Raw genomic sequence first — 21,293 nt, 5'->3', positions numbered from 1 at the left:
TGGAGAATGGACAGTTGGATTACGCAGGTGTGGGATATTCACAAGTGGTGTACAAGCAAGTGATGAAGGTGCACCAGAATTCGTACATTGCAGCGCCGCAGAGCGTGGGGATGGCGCTGTATTTCAACCAGAATGTGGCGCCGTTTAACAATGTGAAGGTGCGGCAAGCGCTGGCGTATGCGATTGACCGACCGACGGCGCAGAAGATCGGTGAACCGATTGGCGCGTTTAATGCAGGGACGATTGACGGAATGGATGAGACGGTGGCGCAACAATGGCTGACGCCGGATCAACTGAAGTCGTTGGATCCCTACAACTACGACCAAGCGAAGGCAGCGTCGCTGTTGAAGTCGGCCGGGTTCAAGAAAACGTCGAGCGGATGGGTGATGCCAAACGGGAAGCCGTTCACGTTTAACATCACAGTGCCGAACTACACGGACTGGGATGCGGGGATAGATGCGGTCGCGACACAATTGCGCAAGGAAGGGATCAACGCGCAAACAGCAGTTGTGGATGGAACAACGTGGACGCAGGAAGTGCCGTTGGGCAAATACGCGGTGTACGCGAACTGGTGGGGCGGATCGGACGTGAATCCATCGCAGCCGTACAACCAACTGTACATTGCGGACAACAACTACAGTGTGACGACGACAGGGCAGTTGAAGAACACAGCGACATCGAAGAGCGCACAGCAGGAAGGGATTCCGGAGAACGTGAGCGTGCCAGGGCTTGGCACGGTGAATCCGATGGCGTTGACGGTGCAGTTGTTGGGCGATTTGCCACAACAGCAGGAAAAGTCCATCATCTACAAGCTGGCGCAGACGACGAACTACGATGTGCCGATGATTCCGATTTGGGGACAAGCGGCAGGGCGGACCATCTCGTCGGCAAACTGGACGTGGCCTAACTACAAGAACAATCCAGCAATCTTGAACCAATTCACATATCATACGCCGTTTGTCGTATTCCAGACATTGGGCTTGATGAAACCAGCCAAATAAATAGGACGTAGGACAAGTGGTTAGGCATTCATTCTCGGATGAGGGTGAATGCCTTTTTTGTCGCTTGAAATTTGGTTGTAACGTTTTGCGAACCTAAGTGTGGATCATAGAGTGAAATACATATAATTCATAAAGTAGTTAATTATTAATTATATTTGAACATATGAACACCAATATATATGTTATTGTTTTGGATTGAATGATGACTTTTGATATGAATGTTTAAGAGATGGAGCGCTTCATAGTCTAGTATTCAAAATCAATGAGCACATCTGTATGGATATCTAATATCAGATGCGCTAGCTTTATGCGCTATATATGGTGTTTTATTCGTTGTTTATCAATATATATGGTGTTTATGTGAGTTCAAATCATTCTACAGAGCACGCTTACAATTTGATCTGAAGCGTGTCAAAGAAGTCGGATTTTATTTGTTATTGACAAACTGAATTGTCGGAACTATTATTTGAATTAACATATTGAAATATATCATATGTATGCATATGAATATTGGTTTTCAGAGGCGAGTGCGGATGAGCAATACAGGACCGCTATACGATCAAATTGCAAAGACGTTGATACAGAGCATTGTCGAAAATCAATATCAAGAAAAGATACCAACGGAAATTCGGTTGGCAGAGCAGTTTGATGTGAGTGTGCCAACCATCAAAAAAGCGATGACTGTACTTGTGGAAAACGATATCGTCACGCGCATCCCTGGCAAAGGAACATTTGTGAAAGATCCAGGTAAGGCGCGGAAGATTGCGCAAGGCGGTCAGCGTGATGAACCGGAAAAACTGGAAGGAAAAGCTTTGGTTGTAGGGGTTGTGTTCCCAAGCATCAGTGATGACTTTACCAGTGGCTTGTTGAACGGCATCACGGAAGCGCTTGCTGAACATCATGCGCATGCGCTGCTGGGAATTTCACAAGATGATCGAGCGAAAGAAAGCGAAATCATTGAGGATTTTTTAAATGCTCACGTGGATGGATTGATTATTTTCCCGATTGAGGGGGAGGTGTACAACCAGGATATTGTCAGGCTTTCGCTGGACGATTTTCCACTCGTGCTGATGGACAGATGGTTGCCTGGGATTGATGTATCAAGAGTCGTCAGCGAAAACGCGCTTGGCGCCGAACGCGCAGTGGATTACCTGTATGAGTTAGGTCATCGAAATATTGCGCTTGTGTCTGTCTCGTCCGATTCTCCGCTGTCGACGCAGAGCATCGTCGAAAGAAAACTTGGGTTTATACAATCTCTTGAGAAACACGGGAAAACTGCCCAAGAGAGCTTGGTTTGGGTAGAGACCCGAAATCCAGCTGGTAGTCGGGAAATTGCAGTCGAGTACATTGTTCAGAAGTTTAGAGAAAATCCATATGTCACAGCTGTCATTGGAACATCGGCATCCGATACGAGTCTGGTTTTTGAAGCTGCATCACGTTTGGGGATGCGCATTCCAGAGGACATCTCTGTGATGGGGTATGACATCGGGAACATGTTCCGAGGCATGGATACCTTTTTTTCTGGTGAGGTGGATGGCAGTCCAGTGACATGGTTGGATCAATCCGAGCACTTGATTGGCAAAGAGGGTGCAAATCTGATTTGTAGATTGATTTCCGAACCCAAACGCAAAGAGATTGTGGAAGTTCCGATTACATTGCGGATTGGGGCAAGTTGTTCTTCACCGAATGAAAAGGCGCGTGTTGGTGAATGAAAACGCGAGTACGCGTGACTAATTTGTCATTTGTAAGCGGCTACTAGATGACGGAAGTGAGTTGACATGTATGCCATACGAGAAAATCAGCATTCGCAAGTTGCGTCACATGTGTAACCGTATCCAAGATCGCATTTATACAAAAATTGCGCCGCTGTCTGTGAGCGCCTGGGTGACGCCGGAACCGGTGTCCTACGAAAATCGGATGTCGGGCAATCAAATCACGCTGGCGCCGGGAGAAAAATGGGGAGAGTTGTGGGACTGCGCATGGTTTCACTTTGAGGGTACCGTCCCGCAAGAAGCAGCAGGACAAGCTGTTGTTTTGCTCATTGATGTCAACGGCGAGGTTTGTCTGGTGGACGAAGAAGGGACGCCGTATCAAGGACTCACCAATGTGAATTCAGAGTTTGACTTGAGTCTTGGTCTACCCGGGAAACGCGTAGTTCGCATCCATGAAAACGCGCGTGGTGGTGAAGTGATCGACCTGTGGGGCGATGTCGGCAATAACGACCTGTTTGGTCGCTTTCGCAGCGGCACGCTGAAGGAAGCGGACATCGCCATTTGTCATGAAGAGATTCGCCAGCTTTATTACGACGCAGAAGTGTTGCTGGAGTTGGCGGAGCACCTGCCGGAGCAGTCGGTTCGCAGAAAACGGATATTGCAAAGGTTGTATGAAGTCAGCCTACTCGGGGAAGTGAATGATGCCAATGTCGCGCAAGCGCGTCAATTGCTCACACCAGAGTTGGAGAAACGCGGTGGGGATCCATCGTTGACAGTGAGCGCCACTGGACATGCCCACATCGACTTGGCATGGCTGTGGCCCATCCGGGAAACGTTGCGCAAAGGTGCCCGTACTTTTTCAACCGCGCTTCGCATGATGGAACGTTATCCCGATTACGTCTTTGGCGCAAGTCAGCCACAACTTTATCAATGGATGAAAGAGCGCCATCCGAAATTGTATGAGCAGATCAAACAGCGTGTCAAAGAAGGCCGCTGGGAAGTTCAAGGCGCGATGTGGGTGGAACCGGATTCCAATGTCTCAGGCGGTGAAGCGCTTGTTCGCCAAATATTGTACGGGAAGCGCTTTTTCCAACAAGAGTTTGATAAGGATGTAAAAGTGCTGTGGGTACCCGACATCTTCGGATATGCAGCGAGTTTGCCACAGATTTTGAAGAAATCAGGCGTCGATTATATGATGACGCAAAAGTTGTCGTGGAATAAGTACAACGACCACCCGCATCACTCATTTTGGTGGGAGGGCATCGACGGTAGCAAGGTGCTGACGCACATGCCGCCAGAGGATACCTACAATGGTCCTGCAGCGCCGAGGTCCATTCTCAAAGCGGAAAGAGAATACCTCGACAGCAATGTGTCTGAACACTGCCTCTTGCTCTTTGGCATTGGAGATGGCGGTGGCGGTCCAGGTGAAGAACATCTGGAACGGCTGAAGCGAGAGAAAAACCTGCAGGGCTTATCACCTGTTGTACAAGAGCCTGCGATTGACTTTTTTGAAAAACTAAATGAATTTGCAAGTCAGTTTCAAACCTGGCGCGGCGAGTTGTATCTGGAGTTGCACCAAGGCACATTGACCACGCAAGCGCGCAACAAGTGGTACAACCGAAAATTGGAGAAAGCTTTGCGCGAGTTGGAATTTGCCGCAGTGCTCGAAGCTTTGCATGGCGGGTTAGACTATCCGGCGCTCGAGTTGGAAGAGGTGTGGAAGGAAGTATTGCTCTATCAATTCCACGACATTCTTCCTGGTTCATCTATCAAGCGTGTCTATGATGAATCTTTGGAGCGATACGAGAAATTGTTGCAGCAAGTCAATGAAATGACGGAAGCGCGATACAGCAGTTTCGCTGCTCGCATGACTGGCAATGGGGCAGAACAGCCAGTGGTGGTGTTTAACTCACTGCCTTGGGCGCGTACGGAATGGTTGAACATCGGGGATAAGTGGATGAAAACGACGGTTCCGGCAATGGGGTATCAAGTACACGATTTGTCTGAAATCGAAAAGATGCCCACATCGAGTGCGCTGCGGGCCGAAAATGATTTGGTCGAAAATGATATCTTCCGTATCCGTTTCGCAGCGGATGGCACAATTTGCTCGATTTTTGATAAAGAGTCACAACGAGAAGTTGTCGCAGATGGCAGCAAGGCAAATCTGCTTTCTGTGTATCAGGATGGCGACAATGCATGGGATTTTCCGACAGATTACAGGCAAATGCCTTGTGAACAGATGGAATTGAAGAATGTACAAGCGAAAATTGACGGACCACAAGCCGTCATTGAGCAAACCTATCAAACCGGTGAATCACAACTCCGGCAGAAAATTGTTTTGACGTTGGGCAGTCGGCGGATCGACTTTGTCACAGAGGTTGATTGGCGAGAGTCCGAAAAAATGTTGCGCACTGCGTTCCCTGTGGATATCTACACGGAGCAGGCGAACTGTGAAATTCAATTCGGACATCTAAAACGGCCAACGCACCGCAATACGATGTGGGATTTTGCGAAGGATGAAATTTGCGCGCACCAGTGGATCGATTTGTCGCAATCCGATTACGGCGTGTCATTGTTAAATGATTGCAAATATGGTCATCGAGCCTACGAAAATACGTTGGATCTCAACCTGCTGCGCAGCACATCTTCTCCTGGTGAGCAGGCGGACAAAGCCATTCACAATTTTACGTACAGCCTTTTGCCGCATGCCGGGGATTTTGTACAAGCAGAAGTGTATCGAGCAGGTTACGCGCTAAATGTTCCAATTCAAGTCATTGAAACACAGGGTTCACAAGCGCAGGGGCAAGACGCATACTCTTTGATTTCGTTGGATGTGTCGAATGTCATGATTGAGTCGGTCAAGAAGGCTGAAGATAGCGATGACATCGTCATCCGTTTGTACGAAACGAACGGCGCTAAAGCAACAGCGAAGATCAGTGTTCCATTTACTTATCACACGGCGCATTTGACTGATTTGTTGGAGCAGTCCATCGGCCCTATTGCGGAGTTTGGTGAAGTGATTCAACTCGATTTCACACCGTTTGAAATCAAAACGCTGCGAATTTCCAGGTGAGCGTTGTTTGTAATTAGGGAGGTGAGGCAGAGGAGAGCTTTCTCCATGCATTACTTATATTAGTACATTCTCTACATTTATGTTGTTTTGAATTATTCATTTTGTAAGCGTTTTGGGTTTGCCTTTTTAGAAGGGGGTTCACTTGTATATGAAGAAACAGGCGAAAAAAGCGGCAAAGCTCTCGATGATTGCTGGTGCAGCAGTACTTCTGGTATCTGGGTGTGCACAAGGCGCAAGCAGTGGCGGATCGTCCAATCAAAGCGGTGGTACGACCAAAGCGACGGGCACCATCACTTATGCAGGTGGCTGGGCGACCAATGGTGTCGTCAATCCATTCGGAACAAATAACATCATCCAGAATGACCTGAGTTATGTGCCGTTGGCTTGGTACAAGTACACTGGGAATTATGATTACTGGAAAGTACTGGCGACCAGTTGGAAGATGAGCAAGGACGGCAAGACGTTCACGGTGAATATCAACCCGAAGGCCAAGTGGTCAGACGGTTCGGCGCTGACGGCAGAAGACGTGTACGTGACGTTCGAACTACAATTGCTGACGGGCGCAGCCGAGGGCTGGGGTCTCAATGGCATGAAAATCGTGAATGACCACACCATCGAATTCACGCGCGACCCGAAGACGCTATACAGCACGGTGATGTTTGAGCGTCAGATTTTGAACAACGTGGAGATCTTACCGGCGAAGGTGTTCAAGCAATACATCCCGTCAGACATCTGGACACTGTCCAAGGATTGGAACGGCGATCCGAACGCGGCATCGACGAAGGCGGCGACATCGAAACTGACCCAGGCAGCGACGAAGGCGCAAAGTGTCAACATGAAGGCATCGGATCTGATTTACAATGGACCGTGGTCGTTGGTGCGGACAAGCTCATCACAGGAGTTGTACCAGAAGAATCCAAATTACTTATATGCGAACAATGTGACAGCGTCGAAGGTCGTTGCGTTAAACCAGACGACGAATGACGTGACCTGGCGGGCGTTGGAGAATGGACAGTTGGATTACGCAGGTGTGGGATATTCACAAGTGGTGTACAAGCAAGTGATGAAGGTGCACCAGAATTCGTACATTGCAGCGCCGCAGAGCATGGGGATGGCGTTGTATTTCAACCAGAATGTGGCGCCGTTTAACAATGTGAAGGTGCGGCAAGCGTTGGCGTATGCGATTGACCGACCGACGGCGCAGAAGATTGGTGAACCGATTGGCGCGTTTAACGCCGGAACGATTGACGGCTTGGATGAGACGGTGGCACAACAATGGCTGACGCCGGATCAACTGAAGTCGTTGGATCCCTACAACTACGACCAAGCGAAAGCAGCGTCGCTGTTGAAGTCGGCTGGGTTCAAGAAAACGTCGAGCGGATGGGTGATGCCAAACGGGAAGCCGTTCACGTTTAACATCACAGTGCCAAACTTATCTGACTGGGATGCAGGCGTGGATGCCATCGCAACGCAATTGCGCAAGGAAGGCATCAACGCGCAAACATCGGTTGTAGACACGACGACATGGACACAGGAAGTGCCGTTGGGCAAATACGCGGTGTATGCGAACTGGTGGGGCGGATCGGACGTCAATCCATCGCAGCCCTACAATCAACTATACATTTCGGACAACAACTACAGTGTGACGACGACAGGACAGTTGAAGAGCACGGCGACATCGAAGAGCGCACAGCAGGAAGCGATTCCGCAGAACGTGAGCGTGCCAGGGGTTGGCACGGTGAATCCGATGGCGTTGACGGTGCAGTTGTTGGGCAATCTGTCGCAACAGCAGGAGAAGTCCATCATTTATAAGCTGGCGCAGACGACGAACTACGATGTGCCGATGATTCCGATTTGGGGACAAGCGGCAGGGCGGACCATTTCGTCGGCAAACTGGACGTGGCCTAGCTACAAGAACAACTTGGCCATCGAGAACCAATACACATATCATACGCCGTTTGTCGTATTCCAGACGTTGGGCTTGATGAAACCGAAAAACTAAACGATCTCGTTAAATTAAAGGGAGTGAGTCGTGTGATGAGGGAACATGGTCACCGCGTGGGGTTCATGGAGAGGATCGTTGCCGGAGCACGACTCTTCTTCATCTGGTCCGTATTTTTACTTGTGTTGGAAATCGTCACGTTGTTTGGTGCGACTGCGCCAGCATCTAGAGTGTTGGATCTGTGCGCGATGGTTTTCACCATCGTCTTGATGCTGGCGACTACCGTCGGTTTGCGTCTGCTCATAAAATGGCAAACCAAGCGAGAAAGGCATGAACGGGTATGAAATGGTTAAAACGAATTCTCATGGCCTTGGCAACGACGTTTGTGGTGGCCTCCCTTACGTTTTTCTTGGTTCGCTTGATGCCTGGCAGCCCTGTCCAGGTCATGTATATACAGTTGATACAAAAGGGTATCCCTGCAAGTCAGGCGATGAACCAAGTTCGCCAGATTCTGAATGTGATACCCAATCAGCCGCTGTGGCAGCAGTATATACTGTGGCTCGGCCAAATTATTCACGGCAACATGGGTCAATCGATTCAGCAAACGGGTGTCCCGGTTACAGAACTGATTTTTAATGCGCTGCCATGGACACTCATCACTGTCGCAATTGGTTTGCTCATCAGTTTCTTCATCGGTGTGGTATTTGGTGTGTTGAGCGCGTCCTGGCGGAACAAATGGACAAGCAGCGTCATTGACAATATCGGATCAGTTGCGCACGCCATTCCACAGTTCGTCACAGCAGTCGCATTGTTGTATATCTTCACAGTGATATTTCACTGGTTCCCGTCTTCTGGTGCTTACAGCATCGATGTGGTACCAGGATTAAGCGGGCCGTTCATTTTAAGTTTTCTCTACCATATGGTCTTGCCTGTTTTCACTTATGTTTTGACCGGTTTTGGCTCATGGACGTTGCTGATGAAGTCATCGACCGTCACTGTGCTCAAAGAGGATTTTATGATGGCTGCCCGGTTGCGCGGATTGCCGCAGGATAAATTGATGGGGTACTTGGGGTGGAACTCCATTTTGCCTTTGTTCACCAGTTTTATGTTGAGTCTCGGCGCGATGTTTGGTGGTTCTATCTTTATTGAAGGAACATACGCGTTCCCTGGTATTGGGAATCTGCTGGCGACCGCCATTAACACACGCGACTATCCCGTCATGCAGGGTTGTTTCATTTTGACTACTGCGACAATCATTGTAGCCAATTTGCTGGCTGACTTTGCTTATTCAAAATTAGATCCGCGAATTACGGCGTAAAGGGGAGAAGCGCAATGATGGTGGCCTGGAAGGTTTTCAAACGCCGTCCATCTCGAATTGTTGGATTGGTGTTCCTGTTATTCTTTGTCCTGATGGCTGTGTTTGGCAATTTGGTTTATCCACATGCACTCAATGTCAATCCGAATGATATCTACGCACCTCCGTCGTGGCATCATCCACTTGGCACGGACTATGCTGGGCGCGACGTTTGGCAGCAAATTGTGCAAGGTGCGCTGAACGTGCTCTGGGTGGCGGCGCTTGCAGCTTGTTTTACCATGGCGATCGGAACCCTTGTCGGTTTGGCCGCTGGGTATTTGGGACGAGTAGTTGACACGATATTAATGCGCATTACCGATTTGTTCTTGACGATTCCTTCCATTGCATTGTTGCTCATTTTGGCTGTGAGTCTTGGCATGAGCAACATGGTGGTGTTGGCGCTGTTGCTCAGTTTCACGAGCTGGGGCGGTCTGGCGCGGGCCATTCGTTCCATGGTGCTGAGCTTGCGTGAGCGAAGTTTTATTGAAGTTTCCAGAGGGCTAGGCCTCGGTCGCTGGTATGTGTTGTTTCGCGATGTTTTGCCCAATTTGATGCCGTTCGTTTGGACACATCTGATGTTGGCCATCACCGGCGCCATCTATGGTGAAGTCGGGTTGTTCTTCCTGGGCGTGGTGCCGTTTAAGGCGGATAACTGGGGTGTTATGCTCAATTTCGCCACAGGCAGTTCGGGTGCGATGTACAGCACGCAATCCATTCTGTTCCTCGCTGCACCTATCTTGGCCATTGTGTTGGTCCAAACAGGTATCGTATTGTGCGTAGATGCGGTCAACGAATTGGTCGATCCGCGGTTACGCGTATCGCACTAGGAGGCGTTCACGTGGAAACAGTATTAGATGTACAAAACCTATCAATTGAATTTCCCACTGAAACAGGCGTCGTCCGTGCGGTAAAAAACGTGAGTTTTCAGATTCAAAAAGGCGAGAGTCTGGGGATTGTCGGCGAAAGCGGCAGTGGGAAAAGCACAATCGCATTCGGTTTGTTCAACAGTGTGCCGGAGCCAGGGCGGATCGCCGGAGGTGAGGTCCATTTTATGGGCGGCCCGAACTTCTTGGACGTCAAGGGAGAGACGCAGCGCAGATTCTATTGGAGCAAGCTGTCGATGGTCTTTCAAGCTTCGCAAAATACGCTCAATCCGCTGTTGAGAATTCGCAGACAGGTCGAAGATATCGCGGAAGCTCACCGGGTGGACAAGAAAAAAGCGAAGGCGAAAGCATTAGAGTTGTTTGATATGATGCACCTCGACGCAAATCGGGTGATGAACGCTTATCCACATGAACTGTCTGGCGGTATGAAACAGCGAGTCAGCATCGGTTTGGCGCTGTTGTTGGATCCAGAGGTGATTGTATTTGATGAACCGACTACGGCTTTGGATGTCATCAGTCAGGCTTCCGTCCTGCAAATCTTAAATCAGATTCGCAAGGAAAGCGGCATTTCATTGATTTTTATCACGCATGACATCTCGGTCATCAGTGAGGTGGTCGACACTGTAATGGTCATGTACGCCGGGCAAGTGGTCGAGCGCGGGCCGGTCAGCCAAGTGATGCTGAATCCGACACATCCTTATACACGAGGACTCATTGGGTCCATTCCGCCGCTGGTTGGAGATGTGACACATACAAGGGCGATTTCAGGCAATCCCGTTCAACTGTCCAAGGTATCCGGCGGTTGTCCGTTTTATGCTCGCTGTGAGTTGCGGCAGCCAAAGTGTTTGGATGTTGCACCACCGTGGATGGAGTTGGACAACGATGTGGCGGTTGCCTGCCACTTCGCAAAGCGGGAGGTGACCCTACAGGGATGATTGAACTAAAGGATGTTACAAAGCGATTTAAGTTAAAAGGTGATGCGGCCAGGAAGCGGAAGACGTTCACTGCTGTCAATGAATTGAATCTGAGTTGGCGGCGCGGCGAGTTCATATCAGTGGTTGGCGAAAGCGGCTGTGGCAAAAGCACGCTGGCAAAAATGATCGCGGGGCTGACGGAGCCAACCGAGGGAACGATGTCACTGAATGGGGAGCCAGTTCGCCTTCATAACCAAGCAGAGCGCGTGAAGTGGGCGAGAACTGTTCAGGTGGTGCCGCAAGATCCCTATGCATCGTTAAATCCAGTGCGCAAAGTGCGCTCTTCTTTGGCCGACGCATTTTTATATCATAAACTCTCCACGCGGCAGGATTTGAACAAAAAAATGGAATCGCTGCTAGAGCACGTCGGTTTAAGTGGGCGAGAAACGTTAGATAAGTATCCGCACCAATTGTCAGGCGGCCAGCGGCAACGGCTCGTGATTGCCAGAGCGCTCTCTGTCGATCCCGACTTTCTCATCGCGGATGAATCTGTATCGATGATGGACGTTTCATTGCGGGTCGGTATTTTGGATTATCTGAAACAGGTGTCGCGCGATCGTGATCTTGGGCTGCTGTTCATCACGCACGATTTTCGGGTAGCGCGGTACATTTCAATTACGGGTAAAATCGCGGTGATGTATTTGGGGCATATTGTCGAATATGGACCAACAGAGGAAATCTTGACGAATCCGATGCACCCGTATACGCAGTCGCTGATATCTGCTGTGCCGCTGATAGCAGGGCGGGAACGTCGTGTTGAGGAAGTGGTGCCGAAGTCGTTTGAACTCGACAACGTCGATGAAACGTACCATGGTTGCCCATTCGCTGCAAGATGTCCGTTTGCACAACCGGATTGCCTTGAGGAACGTCCTGTATTGAGTGAGACCGTGAGCCAACATCATGTTGCTTGTCACTATGCGACCGCTCGGAAAATGATCGTTAATCAATAGACCGCCCTACGTGATGCGTCCCACACGAATCATGAAAATGCCAGTGAATCAGGGTATCGCGAATGGCGCACACGAGGGTACCATATTGTTTCCGGGCAGAAAAAAGGTGTGTTGCCAGACGTATCTAGAAAACTCACTATATTTCACTTCTGTCTTAAACGTCACTGGGTATTAGGCATTCGTCTCCATGAGGGATGAATGCCTTTTTGGGTTGGGCCAAGTCATACGGATTTGCTTTTCTGTACAAAATATTACATATTGCAGTTGGTGTACTGTGTGATATAATACACATAGTTCTCAGGAACAGGATAGCGACAAATGTGGGTACTGAAAAGGCGAACAATGTATTTTGGAAAATATGGTGTCAGCAATGGCTTTAAAAAACGAGGAGGGAAATTAATTTGCAACATAGCTATACGTTCATCATCATCGCATTGGCCATCATGTTTGGTGTTTATCGGCGCATTCGGCGCAATATCGGGTTTCAGCCGCTCAAGCCGAGTCGTTTGCGCGTGAGAGCGTTTATTTTCATCATCATTGGCATATTGCTGTTGGTTGCAACCATTGCGCATCCGATTGCCTACGTGTCTGACGCAATCGGAATTGCATTAGGCTTATTGTTGGGGTATTTTGCGATACAGAATACCCAATTTGAGCAACGAGGGCAATCATGGGCATATCGCCCCAAAGGCTGGATTGGCGGTGTGGTCATCTGCTTGTTCTTGGCTCGATTGGTTTACGGATTTTACAGAGACTTTGAAGTCATAGGCAATGCATCAGCAACCACTGGCGCAACATCACCATTTTCGTCCAGTTATTTTGGCGGTGATCCGTGGACTGAAGGGATTATCTTTATCTTGTTTGCTTATTATCCATGTTACTTCTTGTTTCTGGCGTATAAAGCGCGCCATCTGGATGGGGATAGGTTAACACATGCCCGTTGATTTGAGTTGTCGTATCAATCGGTTCTTTATACGCAACGGTGATGTACACATTCCAATTCTGCGTTCTCCCAAGGTACTGCTGCTTGAGCCAAAGCCTTCATTGCTACTCAAATGAAGGCTTTGGCTTGTTTAAATGAACTGAAAGTGAAGTATGTTTTTGGTTATTTCTTTGTTTGGCATTTTTTCGTTTGGTTAAAGATCATTTTAACCATTGACAAACTAAATTATCAGACTTATTATATCCATTAATATACATTGTATGTTTTGTATGTTTAAATATTAGATTAAAATGTAGAGTTGGGGCGAGTGCCGTTGCCGAATGCAGAACCACTTTATAACCAGATTGCAAACGCTTTAATTCAAAGTATCGTTGCCGGTCATTATCAAGATAAATTGCCGACAGAAGTGGCTTTGGCAGAACAATTTGACGTGAGTGTCCCAACGATAAAAAAGGCGATGACCATTCTTGTGGAGAATGACATTGTCACGCGTATTCCGGGTAAAGGGACATTTGTAAAGGACTACGAAAAGGCGAAATACATTGCGCTTGAGGCCGAACAGGAAGATGGGCAAACACAAGTGAAAAAGCCACTGGTTGTCGGCGTTGTCCTGCCAGAAATCAAGGATGATTTTGCAAACCGCTTGTTGAATGGGATCACGAGTGCTTTGTCAGAACGTGGCGCGTATGGAATATTAGGACTCTCCCGGAATGAGCGGGAGATGGAGAGCCAGATTATTGAAAATTTCTTAGACATCGGTGTGGATGGCATCGTGATCTTTCCGACCGAGGGCCAATTGTATAACCAGGACATCGTTCGGCTCTCGTTGGATGATTTTCCACTCGTGTTGATGGATCGATGGCTGCCGGGGATTGATGTGTCAAAAGTTGTCAGCGATCATGCGAATGGCACGAAACGGGCAGTCGAGTATCTGTATGAGCTGGGTCATCAAAATATTGCACTTATCTCTGTTTCTTCTGACTCGCCATTGTCGACACAGAGCATCATTGAAAGAAAAAATGGTTTTTTGCAAGGTATGGAGAATATCGGCATGCCCGTTGCGGATCACTTGGTTTGGTTGCAGGATAGAAGTGACGATGAAAATCGAGAGCTTGATGTTGAATTTGTGATGAACAAAATCAGCAGTCAGCCAGATGTAACCGCTTTAATTGGCATTTCCGCAGCGGATACGCGCATCGCTTTTGAATGCGCCAATCGCCTGGGGCTCGCTGTTCCTGAAGATATCTCCATCATTGGATTTGATATTGGCAACGCATTTCTCGATATGGGTTCATTTTTTAACGGGGGCGTGGATGGGCGAGTGGCTTGGTTAGATCAATCAGAAGATCTGATTGGGAGAGAAAGCGCAAATTTAATCTGCAGGCTCGTCAAAAATCCATGTTGTAAAGAGGTCATTGAGGTGCCGATTTCGCTCCATACTGGCGCGAGTTGCCAAGCGCCGAGGCATCTTGCGCGACTCGTTGAAAAATAGCCTTGCGTGTGCATAGGGCGGCTGATCATGCCACTCTATGCACATTCACGCTGTCTTAAATTCCGCACATTTCATGATATTGCAGAACACCAATTCGTGCGCTGATTTTATTGTTGGTCGTCACTTTGCTTCAGCAAAAAATCAATTTCCTCTTTGTACTTCCCGCCAGGTGTTTCAAGAATTTGCGGTATGCCACGCAATTGTGGGTGATGAACGATGCGTTTCAGCGCGTCACCGCCCAGTGTGCCTTCACCCACATTGGCATGGCGATCTTTCTTCGAGCCGAATGGATTTTTTGAATCATTGATATGCGCCACCTTTAGGCGATCAAGACCAATGGTTCCATCAAACTGTTCCAGAAAGTCATCAAAATGATGGACAACGTCATAGCCGTAGCTGTAGTTATGACACGTATCGATACACACGCCCAGCTTGTCCGCATGTTTGACACGTCGAATGATGTCGGCGATTTGTTCCAGGCTGTTGCCCACTTTCGATCCGTCGCCTGCCATGGTTTCCAAGCAGATGAACAGTTTCTCTGTTCCTGTTAATATCTCGTTGAGCGCGCTGGCGATTTGTTCAATGGCAAATGATTCGCCTTCGCCGACATGCGCACCTGGGTGCATGACAATGTAGCGAAAGCCAAGATATTCTACACGTTGAATTTCCTCGCGTAAAACGTCTTTGCCGTACGTGCGCGTAGCTTCCTTCGGGCTGGCCAGATTGACCAAATAAGACAAGTGCACGACAGGATCGACAATCTTGTGCGCCTTCATCAATTCAAGGCCAGCTTCCCGATTAAAATCCTCAATCGGACGAGCTTTTCCTCCACGATTGCTGCGCGTGTAAATCATAAATGTATTGGCGCCATATGAAATGGTTTCCTGCACTGCATTGAGCAATCCTGTTTTAGCCACGGACACATTTGCGCCCAACAAAATGCTGTCGTGTTCTCCTTGCACATCAATCCCTCCGTATCTGTGGTTATGTTAGCACATCACCCGCTGCGCTTTCAGCAAAGGTGCTTCGGGATTTCAAGATGACTGTCTGATGGATGGGTTGGGCAAGCTATGGTACATCTACAGAAGGCGCAGCAGCGCAGCGCTGTCTCATCACGGCAGGGGGGTGCAAAGATGGTACGGCATGGTTTTCACTTGCCGCGCCCGGCATGGTGGCTGCTCGTGGTCAGCGGTTTTTTCCACCTGTCCATCGGGCTGTCGAACACATTTGTGAACATTTTTGTGTTCAAGGTCGATCACAGTTTTTCAGCCATTGCCTGGTATAATTTGCTGGTCTTCATCTTGTTGCCGTTTACGTTCGTACTCGGTGCATGGATGGCTCGTCGGACTTCGACGGCGCTTGTTCTACGGTTGGGGATTGCCATGCACGCATTATTCTATGGAATCACGCTCATGATTGGTGAGCGGGCGGCGCATATGCCGGCATTGCTCGGCGTGTTGATGGGCTTTGCGGCCGGGTTTTACTGGTTGGCGTTTGATGTCTTGAGCGTAGAGTACACCGACAGAGGCGGGCATGAGCCGTTTTTTGGCATCCATGGTGTCTTGACATCTGTGACAAATGTGATTGCTCCGCCGATTGCAGGTTTGTTGATCAGCCGAGAGGATTTATTTTTCGGCGGCCTGACAGGTTACCACATCGTTTTTGGCATATCATTCGCGCTATTCTTGGTAGCGACGCTATTGAGCTTCCGTCTACATAGTGAAAAAATGTCGAAGATCCGTCTCGGTCGAGGCTTTGGCGCATTGCGGCGCAAAGCCTGGTGGAAACTGATGGTGGCTTCTTCGATTTACGGATTGCGCGAAGGTGTATTCATGTTTTTGATTGGACTCTTGGTGTTTTTGGCGACTGGCAGCGAAATGCGCCTCGGCGAATTCTTGCTCTTACAGGGCGCGCTTTCCTTTGTGGCCTTCTATCTTGCGGGACGTTGGTCAAACAAATTTCGATCCCGCCTATTTACGATAGGCGTCATCGGCATGTCCGTCGCTGCAGTGCTCTTTCTGTTTCCCATCACAACACCGACCATTGTCACTTATGGCTGTATCACCGCGGCCACGTTGCCATTTTTTTCAGTCCCGTTGCAGGGGTTTGTGTATGATACGATGGAACAAATCGACATCCCGGAACTCTCTACAACTACGCATATCATCGTGCGCGAATGGTTTGAAAATGCCGGACGTGTGATAGGGATTGTGTTGTTTCTCGCCATCAGCGCCAATCAGTCGACGACACAAGCGAAAGGGTTAAGCTGGCTCTCTTTTGGGCTGGGATTGGTGCAAATCGCTGCGTGGGCGCTTCTTTGGCAGGGGACGAAGCATCAGGGCGGAGGTAAACGCAGACGGCGCCTTCCTGATGAAGAAGACGCGCAGGCTCAGGATAGAGCGCGTAAACGGTTGACACCTACATCTTAAATGGCTAAACGAAAGGACGGGGATGCATTCCCCGTCCTTTTGTAATTTGCAAATGATAGAACATTACTTTTGGAAAAACGCGCGGTTTTTCTCAATGTATTCGTGTTCTTCCTCTGGAAGAAAATCTTCCTGGAAAATAGCGGATACCGGACAAACGGCTTCACAAGCGCCGCAGTCGATACACAGGTCAGGGTCAATATAGAATTGGTCGTCGCCCTCGTGGATTGCGTCTACTGGACATGTTTCGACACAGTCACCTGATTTTTCACCAATACATGCAGAAGCGATGATAAATGCCAACCAGAAAACCTCCTTACTGCAGAACCTATTGAATTCTTCGTAAATAATATACTAGGGCTACGGCGAGTGCAAGCATTACATCTTGGTAAATCGTCTAACTTGAGCGGATTTCTAAGTTTACACGGTTATGCAAGTTCCGACAACGTCGATTGCGATGTCGCCGAATGTCGATAAATCGCATCATTTTCATAGCTGCCGCGGGTGTGATCCCATCCCGAGACAAATGCGGGCGCAACTTGGCAGACTGCAATCGCGAGTGCGGCGCCAGCGATTAAATCCACGCCGTAATGTACTCGCAAATACAGAGTTGAGAGAATGATAAGCGAGACGTCAAGCGCATAAAACCAGAACAATTTCCGACAATAGCGCCACGCGTGAATCAACATGACCACCGAGAGACCAGTGTGCAGACTGGGAAAACAGTCTCGGCTGAGAAATGGACCATTGCCGTCCACTAGATTCTCCAAGGGGCCAATCGAGTGCGTAAAATGCATTGTGAAAATTGGACCAATGGCAGGGACGAAAAAATAGGTGATATAACCGATATAAAAGGCGCACACAGCAGCGGTTACATATTCCCGCATGGCCAGATGACTGTGTCTTGAAAACAGGAAGACACTGAAATAGGTCATGACAAACCAGGATGAATAAGCGCCGCAGAACAATAGCGTGAGCGGCCAACAAGTCACCGCGTCAAACCAGCGCGTTGGCGACGTTCTGAATAGGACATCGTCCAAGTGCTGCAAGAGCCGGTCGTGATCGTATGGATCAAAGACGACGGTGTAAAAGTTAATCACATCAAAGACGATAAGCACTGCGATAAAAGTCAGCGCGACGCGCGCGAAACGGTGGAGCTGAACAGCATGCGTATCCGTTTTGCGCCGTGTAAACCATGCGATAAGGCCAATCAACACACTGAGTGTCCCGTATAACCAGAAGTCGGGACGGTCGACGAGTGAAAGGGCATTGTCCAGCAGTGGGTGCCGCGAACCGCCTGTGCCAAGCACGCGATGCAGGCGAGCTGGGAAAGAAATAAAGACGACAAACAGAACAGACAGCATGAACAGACTCGCTAACTCATAAACTTCAAGACGGGCCAACGGTCGGATGGTCTGTGCAAACAGCTTAGACATTTGCCTCACCCAAATCGTCTTAAAAATAAGTGTCATCCTTTCATATGTCTGAACAAACACAGCACACGCAAAAGACAACATGCCTTATACTATACCACATTGGTTCAACACAGCTTGGGTATAATGGATAAAAGGATCCTCTGGTGGGAGTTGGTTTTGTTGAGTACATTTAAATCACGGTCGGCAGGGCGCGTTCATGTGCACACACTGCCTTCCACACGCTTTCGAACAAAAGATTTGTCCATTCGGTTACATACCCCATTGACACGTGAAACGGTCACGTCGGTTGCCATGCTCCCCTATATGTGGATGAACGGCACCAGCAAACATCCGAGTACACGCGATTTGAGCATTGCGTCTGACGAGCTATACGGCACCATCATCCGCACCAGTTTAAGCAAGCGCGGCGCGTATCAGGTGTTGGAGATTTCGGCGTCCATCCCTGACGTGAGCAGCTTGACAGACGAGGAAGTGGTGACAAAGGCGGCAGATTTGGCCTGCGAAGTGCTGGTGGATCACGCTCGCGGACAGGTGGCCTTTTCATCGAGCGCAGTTGCCCAGGAGATCGACTTGCACAAACGGCGCATCGAAGCCGTGCGGGATGACAAGATGGGCTACGCCCTGCAGCGGTGTATGGCGGAAGTGGCGGCGGATTCGGCGGTGGCCTTACCGCGGTTGGGCATGATGGAGGATTTGCCCGGCTTGACGCCCGATGCGCTCTACGACGCGTATGAATCCGTGTTGCAGAGTTGTGAAGCAAACGTGTATCTTGTCGGTCCATACACAGACGCAGACGCTCTGGCAGATAAACTGATTCAACAGTTGCAACGTGTCTTGCCAGGCGATTCGCTGCGCGCAGAACTGCGCGTCGATGCACTGGCGGTTGATGGTCAAAGCGTGCGGACAGTGAAGGAAGCGCAGGACGTCATGCAGGCCCAACTCGATGTCGGCTATCGCACCGGGGTGAATCTGGCGGACAAAAAATATCCGGCGCTGGTGATGATGAATGGTGTGTTGGGCGGTTTTGCCCATTCGAAACTGTTCCAGAATGTGCGTGAAAAAAACTCGTTGGCTTACACCGTTTGGTCGCACTTGGACGGCATGACGGGCATTCTGGCTGTGATGACCGGGATCGAACCAAGCAAATATCAGCAGGCGCTCGACATCATTCAGGAACAGCTTGTGGAAATTCAGCATGGCCATGTGACAGACGAGGAAATGTTGTTCACATACCGGGGGCTCAAAAATCAGTATACCGTTTGGTTAGATCAACCTTCCGCATTGGCCAACCTGCACTACAATGGTATCCTCGCGGGCAAGCCGAGAGAAGTGGCTGATATGCTTGAAGCGCTTTCTAGCGTATCGAAAGAAGATGTGGTGCAAGCTGCAGCTTTATTGCAGCCACACACCATCTATTTCTTGACAGGGGAAGGGGATGCGTGATGACACGAGTGTCTGAAGAAAAAAATGGGATGAAGGTTCAAGTGATAGAACAAACCCTGGCGAACGGATTGACAGTCTGTCTGATTCCACGTCCGGGCTTTCAGCAAACATTCGCGATGTTTACCACCAAGTATGGCTCGATTGACAACGAGTTTGTCAAAGGGGACGAACAGATTCGTGTGCCGGACGGGATTGCCCATTTTTTGGAACATAAAATGTTTGAAGATGAAGAGAAGGAAGTTTTTAGTCAGTTTGCCGAACATGGCGCTTCTGTGAATGCGTTCACCACGTTTGATCAGACGGCCTATTATTTCTCTGGAACGTCCGATTTGAAAGAAAACATCAATATCCTGCTCGATTTCGTGCAAAAAGTGTATTTGACGGATGAGAACGTCGAAAAGGAAAAAGGGATTATTGCCCAGGAAATTCGCATGGGTGACGACAATCCGGATCGGAAAGTTTTTATGGATTTGTTGTCGGCAATGTACAGTGCGCATCCTGTTCGCATCGACATCGCTGGGAGTGTCGAGTCGATTCAGAAGATTGATAGAGCGACATTGCTGCAGTGCTATCAGACATTTTATCATCCAAGCAACATGATTTTGGTGATTTCTGGCGGTTTTGACCCTGACGAAGTGTTGAGTTGGATTCGCGAAAACCAATCTGCGAAACATTTCGATCCGCCAGCGCACCTTGATCGGGTGTATCCGTTCGAACCAGTAAAGCCGAATGTGAACTTACAAAAAGCGCAGTTGCCGGTTTCACTGTCGCGTTGTTTGATTGGGTGGAAGGAAACACATCTGCCGCAGGAAAACGAGGATTTAATGCGCCAGGAACTGCTGACAGGCCTCGTCCTTGACACATTGTTTGGCAAGACAAACCTGTTCTATGAAGAACTATTGCGCGACGGTCTTATCGACAAAGGATTCTCATGGGAATATGAGCTGACTTATCAATATGGCTATACGGTAATAGGCGGCAATGCGCCGCAGCCTGAAAAACTGGTGGAGCGGGTAAAACAGTATGTTGTCAAGGCTACTGAACGTGGCATTCCTGCGGAAGATTTTGCACGCGCGCAAAAGAAAGCCATTGGCCGTTTTATGATGAGTCTTGACCAAGTGTCCAGCATCGTTCGAGCATACACGACGTATCGGTTGCGCCATGCAGATTACTTGGCCACCGTTGACGTTTTACAGTCTTTGACCCTTGATGATGCCGAGGCGAGATTGCGCGAACATTTGCGTGAAGAACAGATGGTGGTTTCCATGGTTCTGCAAAAAAGCGCGTCAGCCTGACCATACTTTGCCATGGGTGACTGCTACAATTGAGCGTTGGTGTTCATATTGTGGCTTTTGCACGATGCTCCCAGGCCCTGAATGGTTGTTGGGTTTCACTTGAGCGGCCAAGTCGATGGTCGCTTCGGATTGGTCAGCAGGACGTTCTCTGAATAAGTTCAAGATGAGCACGCCGGCAAAAATAGAGAGTAGGCATAAAATGCACGCTGGAATGATGGCAGCGTGTATTTTTGCTGTGCGCATATGCACACTCCTTTCCCTGGATGACAGGTGATTTTGTATGAGCATACGTCAAACGAATCGCGAAGGGTGTCAGTTCATGGATGTAAAAAATGGCGGTTGTGCGCTTATTTTGTCGAAAGTTTGGC

The 21,293-nt window shown here is 49.0% G+C and carries 18 protein-coding genes; 14 read left to right on the top strand and 4 right to left on the bottom strand.

The genetic code is table 11. The annotated features are described in order from the left end of the window. The 11 genes from ACFSB2_RS23120 to ACFSB2_RS23070 all read left to right on the top strand — a co-directional run. The coding region (locus ACFSB2_RS23120; protein WP_377945444.1) for an ABC transporter substrate-binding protein at window positions 1-1,001 on the top strand (1,001 nt) is incomplete at its 5' end. Between the two features lie 533 nt (window positions 1,002-1,534). Next, the gene (locus tag ACFSB2_RS23115; RefSeq protein ID WP_377945443.1) at window positions 1,535-2,713 is read left to right on the top strand and encodes a GntR family transcriptional regulator; all 1,179 of its coding nucleotides are present in this window, start codon (window positions 1,535-1,537) and stop codon (window positions 2,711-2,713) included. 70 nt (window positions 2,714-2,783) lie between these two features. After that, complete coding sequence (locus tag ACFSB2_RS23110) at window positions 2,784-5,786, top strand: alpha-mannosidase (protein WP_377945442.1); 3,003 nt, start codon at window positions 2,784-2,786, stop codon at window positions 5,784-5,786. 148 nt (window positions 5,787-5,934) lie between these two features. Next, the gene (locus tag ACFSB2_RS23105; protein WP_377945441.1) at window positions 5,935-7,788 is read left to right on the top strand and encodes an ABC transporter substrate-binding protein; all 1,854 of its coding nucleotides are present in this window, start codon (window positions 5,935-5,937) and stop codon (window positions 7,786-7,788) included. A gap of 32 nt (window positions 7,789-7,820) precedes the next feature. Beyond that, window positions 7,821-8,072, top strand: coding sequence for a hypothetical protein (locus ACFSB2_RS23100; protein ID WP_377945440.1), 252 nt, complete (start codon window positions 7,821-7,823; stop codon window positions 8,070-8,072). Next, complete coding sequence (locus tag ACFSB2_RS23095; RefSeq protein WP_377945439.1) at window positions 8,069-9,046, top strand: ABC transporter permease; 978 nt, start codon at window positions 8,069-8,071, stop codon at window positions 9,044-9,046. The genes ACFSB2_RS23100 and ACFSB2_RS23095 overlap by 4 nt, the downstream gene beginning before the upstream one ends. A 14-nt stretch (window positions 9,047-9,060) precedes the next feature. Continuing rightward, the gene (locus tag ACFSB2_RS23090) at window positions 9,061-9,909 is read left to right on the top strand and encodes an ABC transporter permease (protein WP_377945438.1); all 849 of its coding nucleotides are present in this window, start codon (window positions 9,061-9,063) and stop codon (window positions 9,907-9,909) included. Window positions 9,910-9,920: 11 nt separating this feature from the next. Next, window positions 9,921-10,901 carry an ABC transporter ATP-binding protein gene (locus ACFSB2_RS23085; protein ID WP_377945437.1) on the top strand — a complete coding sequence of 327 codons (981 nt, stop codon included), beginning with the start codon at window positions 9,921-9,923 and terminating at the stop codon, window positions 10,899-10,901. Continuing rightward, window positions 10,898-11,890 carry an ABC transporter ATP-binding protein gene (locus ACFSB2_RS23080; protein WP_377945436.1) on the top strand — a complete coding sequence of 331 codons (993 nt, stop codon included), beginning with the start codon at window positions 10,898-10,900 and terminating at the stop codon, window positions 11,888-11,890. Before ACFSB2_RS23085 ends, ACFSB2_RS23080 begins: the two co-directional genes overlap by 4 nt. Before the next feature lie 401 nt (window positions 11,891-12,291). Continuing rightward, on the top strand, window positions 12,292-12,834 hold the full coding sequence (locus ACFSB2_RS23075; protein WP_377945435.1) for a CcdC protein domain-containing protein: 543 nt from the start codon (window positions 12,292-12,294) through the stop codon (window positions 12,832-12,834). Window positions 12,835-13,146: 312 nt separating this feature from the next. Further along, on the top strand, window positions 13,147-14,325 hold the full coding sequence (locus ACFSB2_RS23070) for a GntR family transcriptional regulator (protein ID WP_377945434.1): 1,179 nt from the start codon (window positions 13,147-13,149) through the stop codon (window positions 14,323-14,325). 107 nt (window positions 14,326-14,432) lie between these two features. Here ACFSB2_RS23070 and ACFSB2_RS23065 read toward each other — a convergent pair whose 3' ends face one another. Continuing rightward, window positions 14,433-15,287: a deoxyribonuclease IV gene (locus ACFSB2_RS23065; protein WP_377945433.1), complete on the bottom strand. Its 855-nt coding sequence runs from the start codon at window positions 15,285-15,287 to the stop codon at window positions 14,433-14,435. Between the two features lie 171 nt (window positions 15,288-15,458). Between ACFSB2_RS23065 and ACFSB2_RS23060 the strand changes: the two genes are divergently transcribed. Continuing rightward, window positions 15,459-16,754 (top strand): MFS transporter, encoded by a 1,296-nt coding sequence (locus ACFSB2_RS23060; protein WP_377945432.1) that lies wholly within the window; start codon window positions 15,459-15,461, stop codon window positions 16,752-16,754. A gap of 63 nt (window positions 16,755-16,817) precedes the next feature. On the opposite strand, the gene ACFSB2_RS23055 is transcribed toward ACFSB2_RS23060, so the two are convergent. Together ACFSB2_RS23055 and ACFSB2_RS23050 are read right to left on the bottom strand one after the other, a co-directional pair. Then, a complete protein-coding gene (locus ACFSB2_RS23055; RefSeq protein ID WP_377945431.1) occupies window positions 16,818-17,054 on the bottom strand; it encodes an indolepyruvate ferredoxin oxidoreductase subunit alpha in 237 nt (78 codons plus the stop codon). Window positions 17,055-17,179: 125 nt separating this feature from the next. Next, window positions 17,180-18,187, bottom strand: coding sequence for a phosphatase PAP2 family protein (locus tag ACFSB2_RS23050; RefSeq protein ID WP_377945430.1), 1,008 nt, complete (start codon window positions 18,185-18,187; stop codon window positions 17,180-17,182). Window positions 18,188-18,346: 159 nt separating this feature from the next. Here ACFSB2_RS23050 and yfmF point away from each other — a divergent pair, with 159 nt between their 5' ends. Both yfmF and yfmH read left to right on the top strand, forming a co-directional pair. Then, complete coding sequence (yfmF, locus tag ACFSB2_RS23045) at window positions 18,347-19,630, top strand: EF-P 5-aminopentanol modification-associated protein YfmF (RefSeq protein ID WP_377945429.1); 1,284 nt, start codon at window positions 18,347-18,349, stop codon at window positions 19,628-19,630. After that, entirely contained in the window at window positions 19,630-20,925 is a 1,296-nt protein-coding gene (gene yfmH / locus ACFSB2_RS23040; protein ID WP_377945428.1) for an EF-P 5-aminopentanol modification-associated protein YfmH, read from the top strand. The genes yfmF and yfmH overlap by 1 nt, the downstream gene beginning before the upstream one ends. On the opposite strand, the gene ACFSB2_RS23035 is transcribed toward yfmH, so the two are convergent. Beyond that, complete coding sequence (locus tag ACFSB2_RS23035; RefSeq protein ID WP_377945427.1) at window positions 20,917-21,168, bottom strand: hypothetical protein; 252 nt, start codon at window positions 21,166-21,168, stop codon at window positions 20,917-20,919. The genes yfmH and ACFSB2_RS23035 overlap by 9 nt on opposite strands. Window positions 21,169-21,293: the final 125 nt, after the last annotated feature.

It is taken from the genome of Alicyclobacillus fodiniaquatilis, from assembly GCF_042678105.1.
GTDB classification, from domain to species: Bacteria; Bacillota; Bacilli; order Alicyclobacillales; family Alicyclobacillaceae; genus Alicyclobacillus; species Alicyclobacillus fodiniaquatilis.
This window is presented reverse-complemented; position numbering and strand designations above follow the sequence as displayed.

What these genes read in the sequence shown, in the direction of transcription:
- ACFSB2_RS23105 (WP_377945441.1), top strand. Translation starts at nt 5,935, where the DNA reads ATGAAGAAACAGGCGAAAAAAGCGGCAAAGCTCTCGATGATTGCTGGT.
- ACFSB2_RS23080 (WP_377945436.1), top strand. Translation starts at nt 10,898, where the DNA reads ATGATTGAACTAAAGGATGTTACAAAGCGATTTAAGTTAAAAGGTGAT.
- ACFSB2_RS23050 (WP_377945430.1), bottom strand. Translation starts at nt 18,187, where the DNA reads ATGTCTAAGCTGTTTGCACAGACCATCCGACCGTTGGCCCGTCTTGAA.
- ACFSB2_RS23110 (WP_377945442.1), top strand. Translation starts at nt 2,784, where the DNA reads ATGCCATACGAGAAAATCAGCATTCGCAAGTTGCGTCACATGTGTAAC.
- ACFSB2_RS23035 (WP_377945427.1), bottom strand. Translation starts at nt 21,168, where the DNA reads ATGCGCACAGCAAAAATACACGCTGCCATCATTCCAGCGTGCATTTTA.
- ACFSB2_RS23060 (WP_377945432.1), top strand. Translation starts at nt 15,459, where the DNA reads ATGGTACGGCATGGTTTTCACTTGCCGCGCCCGGCATGGTGGCTGCTC.
- ACFSB2_RS23115 (WP_377945443.1), top strand. Translation starts at nt 1,535, where the DNA reads ATGAGCAATACAGGACCGCTATACGATCAAATTGCAAAGACGTTGATA.
- ACFSB2_RS23095 (WP_377945439.1), top strand. Translation starts at nt 8,069, where the DNA reads ATGAAATGGTTAAAACGAATTCTCATGGCCTTGGCAACGACGTTTGTG.
- yfmH (WP_377945428.1), top strand. Translation starts at nt 19,630, where the DNA reads ATGACACGAGTGTCTGAAGAAAAAAATGGGATGAAGGTTCAAGTGATA.
- ACFSB2_RS23090 (WP_377945438.1), top strand. Translation starts at nt 9,061, where the DNA reads ATGATGGTGGCCTGGAAGGTTTTCAAACGCCGTCCATCTCGAATTGTT.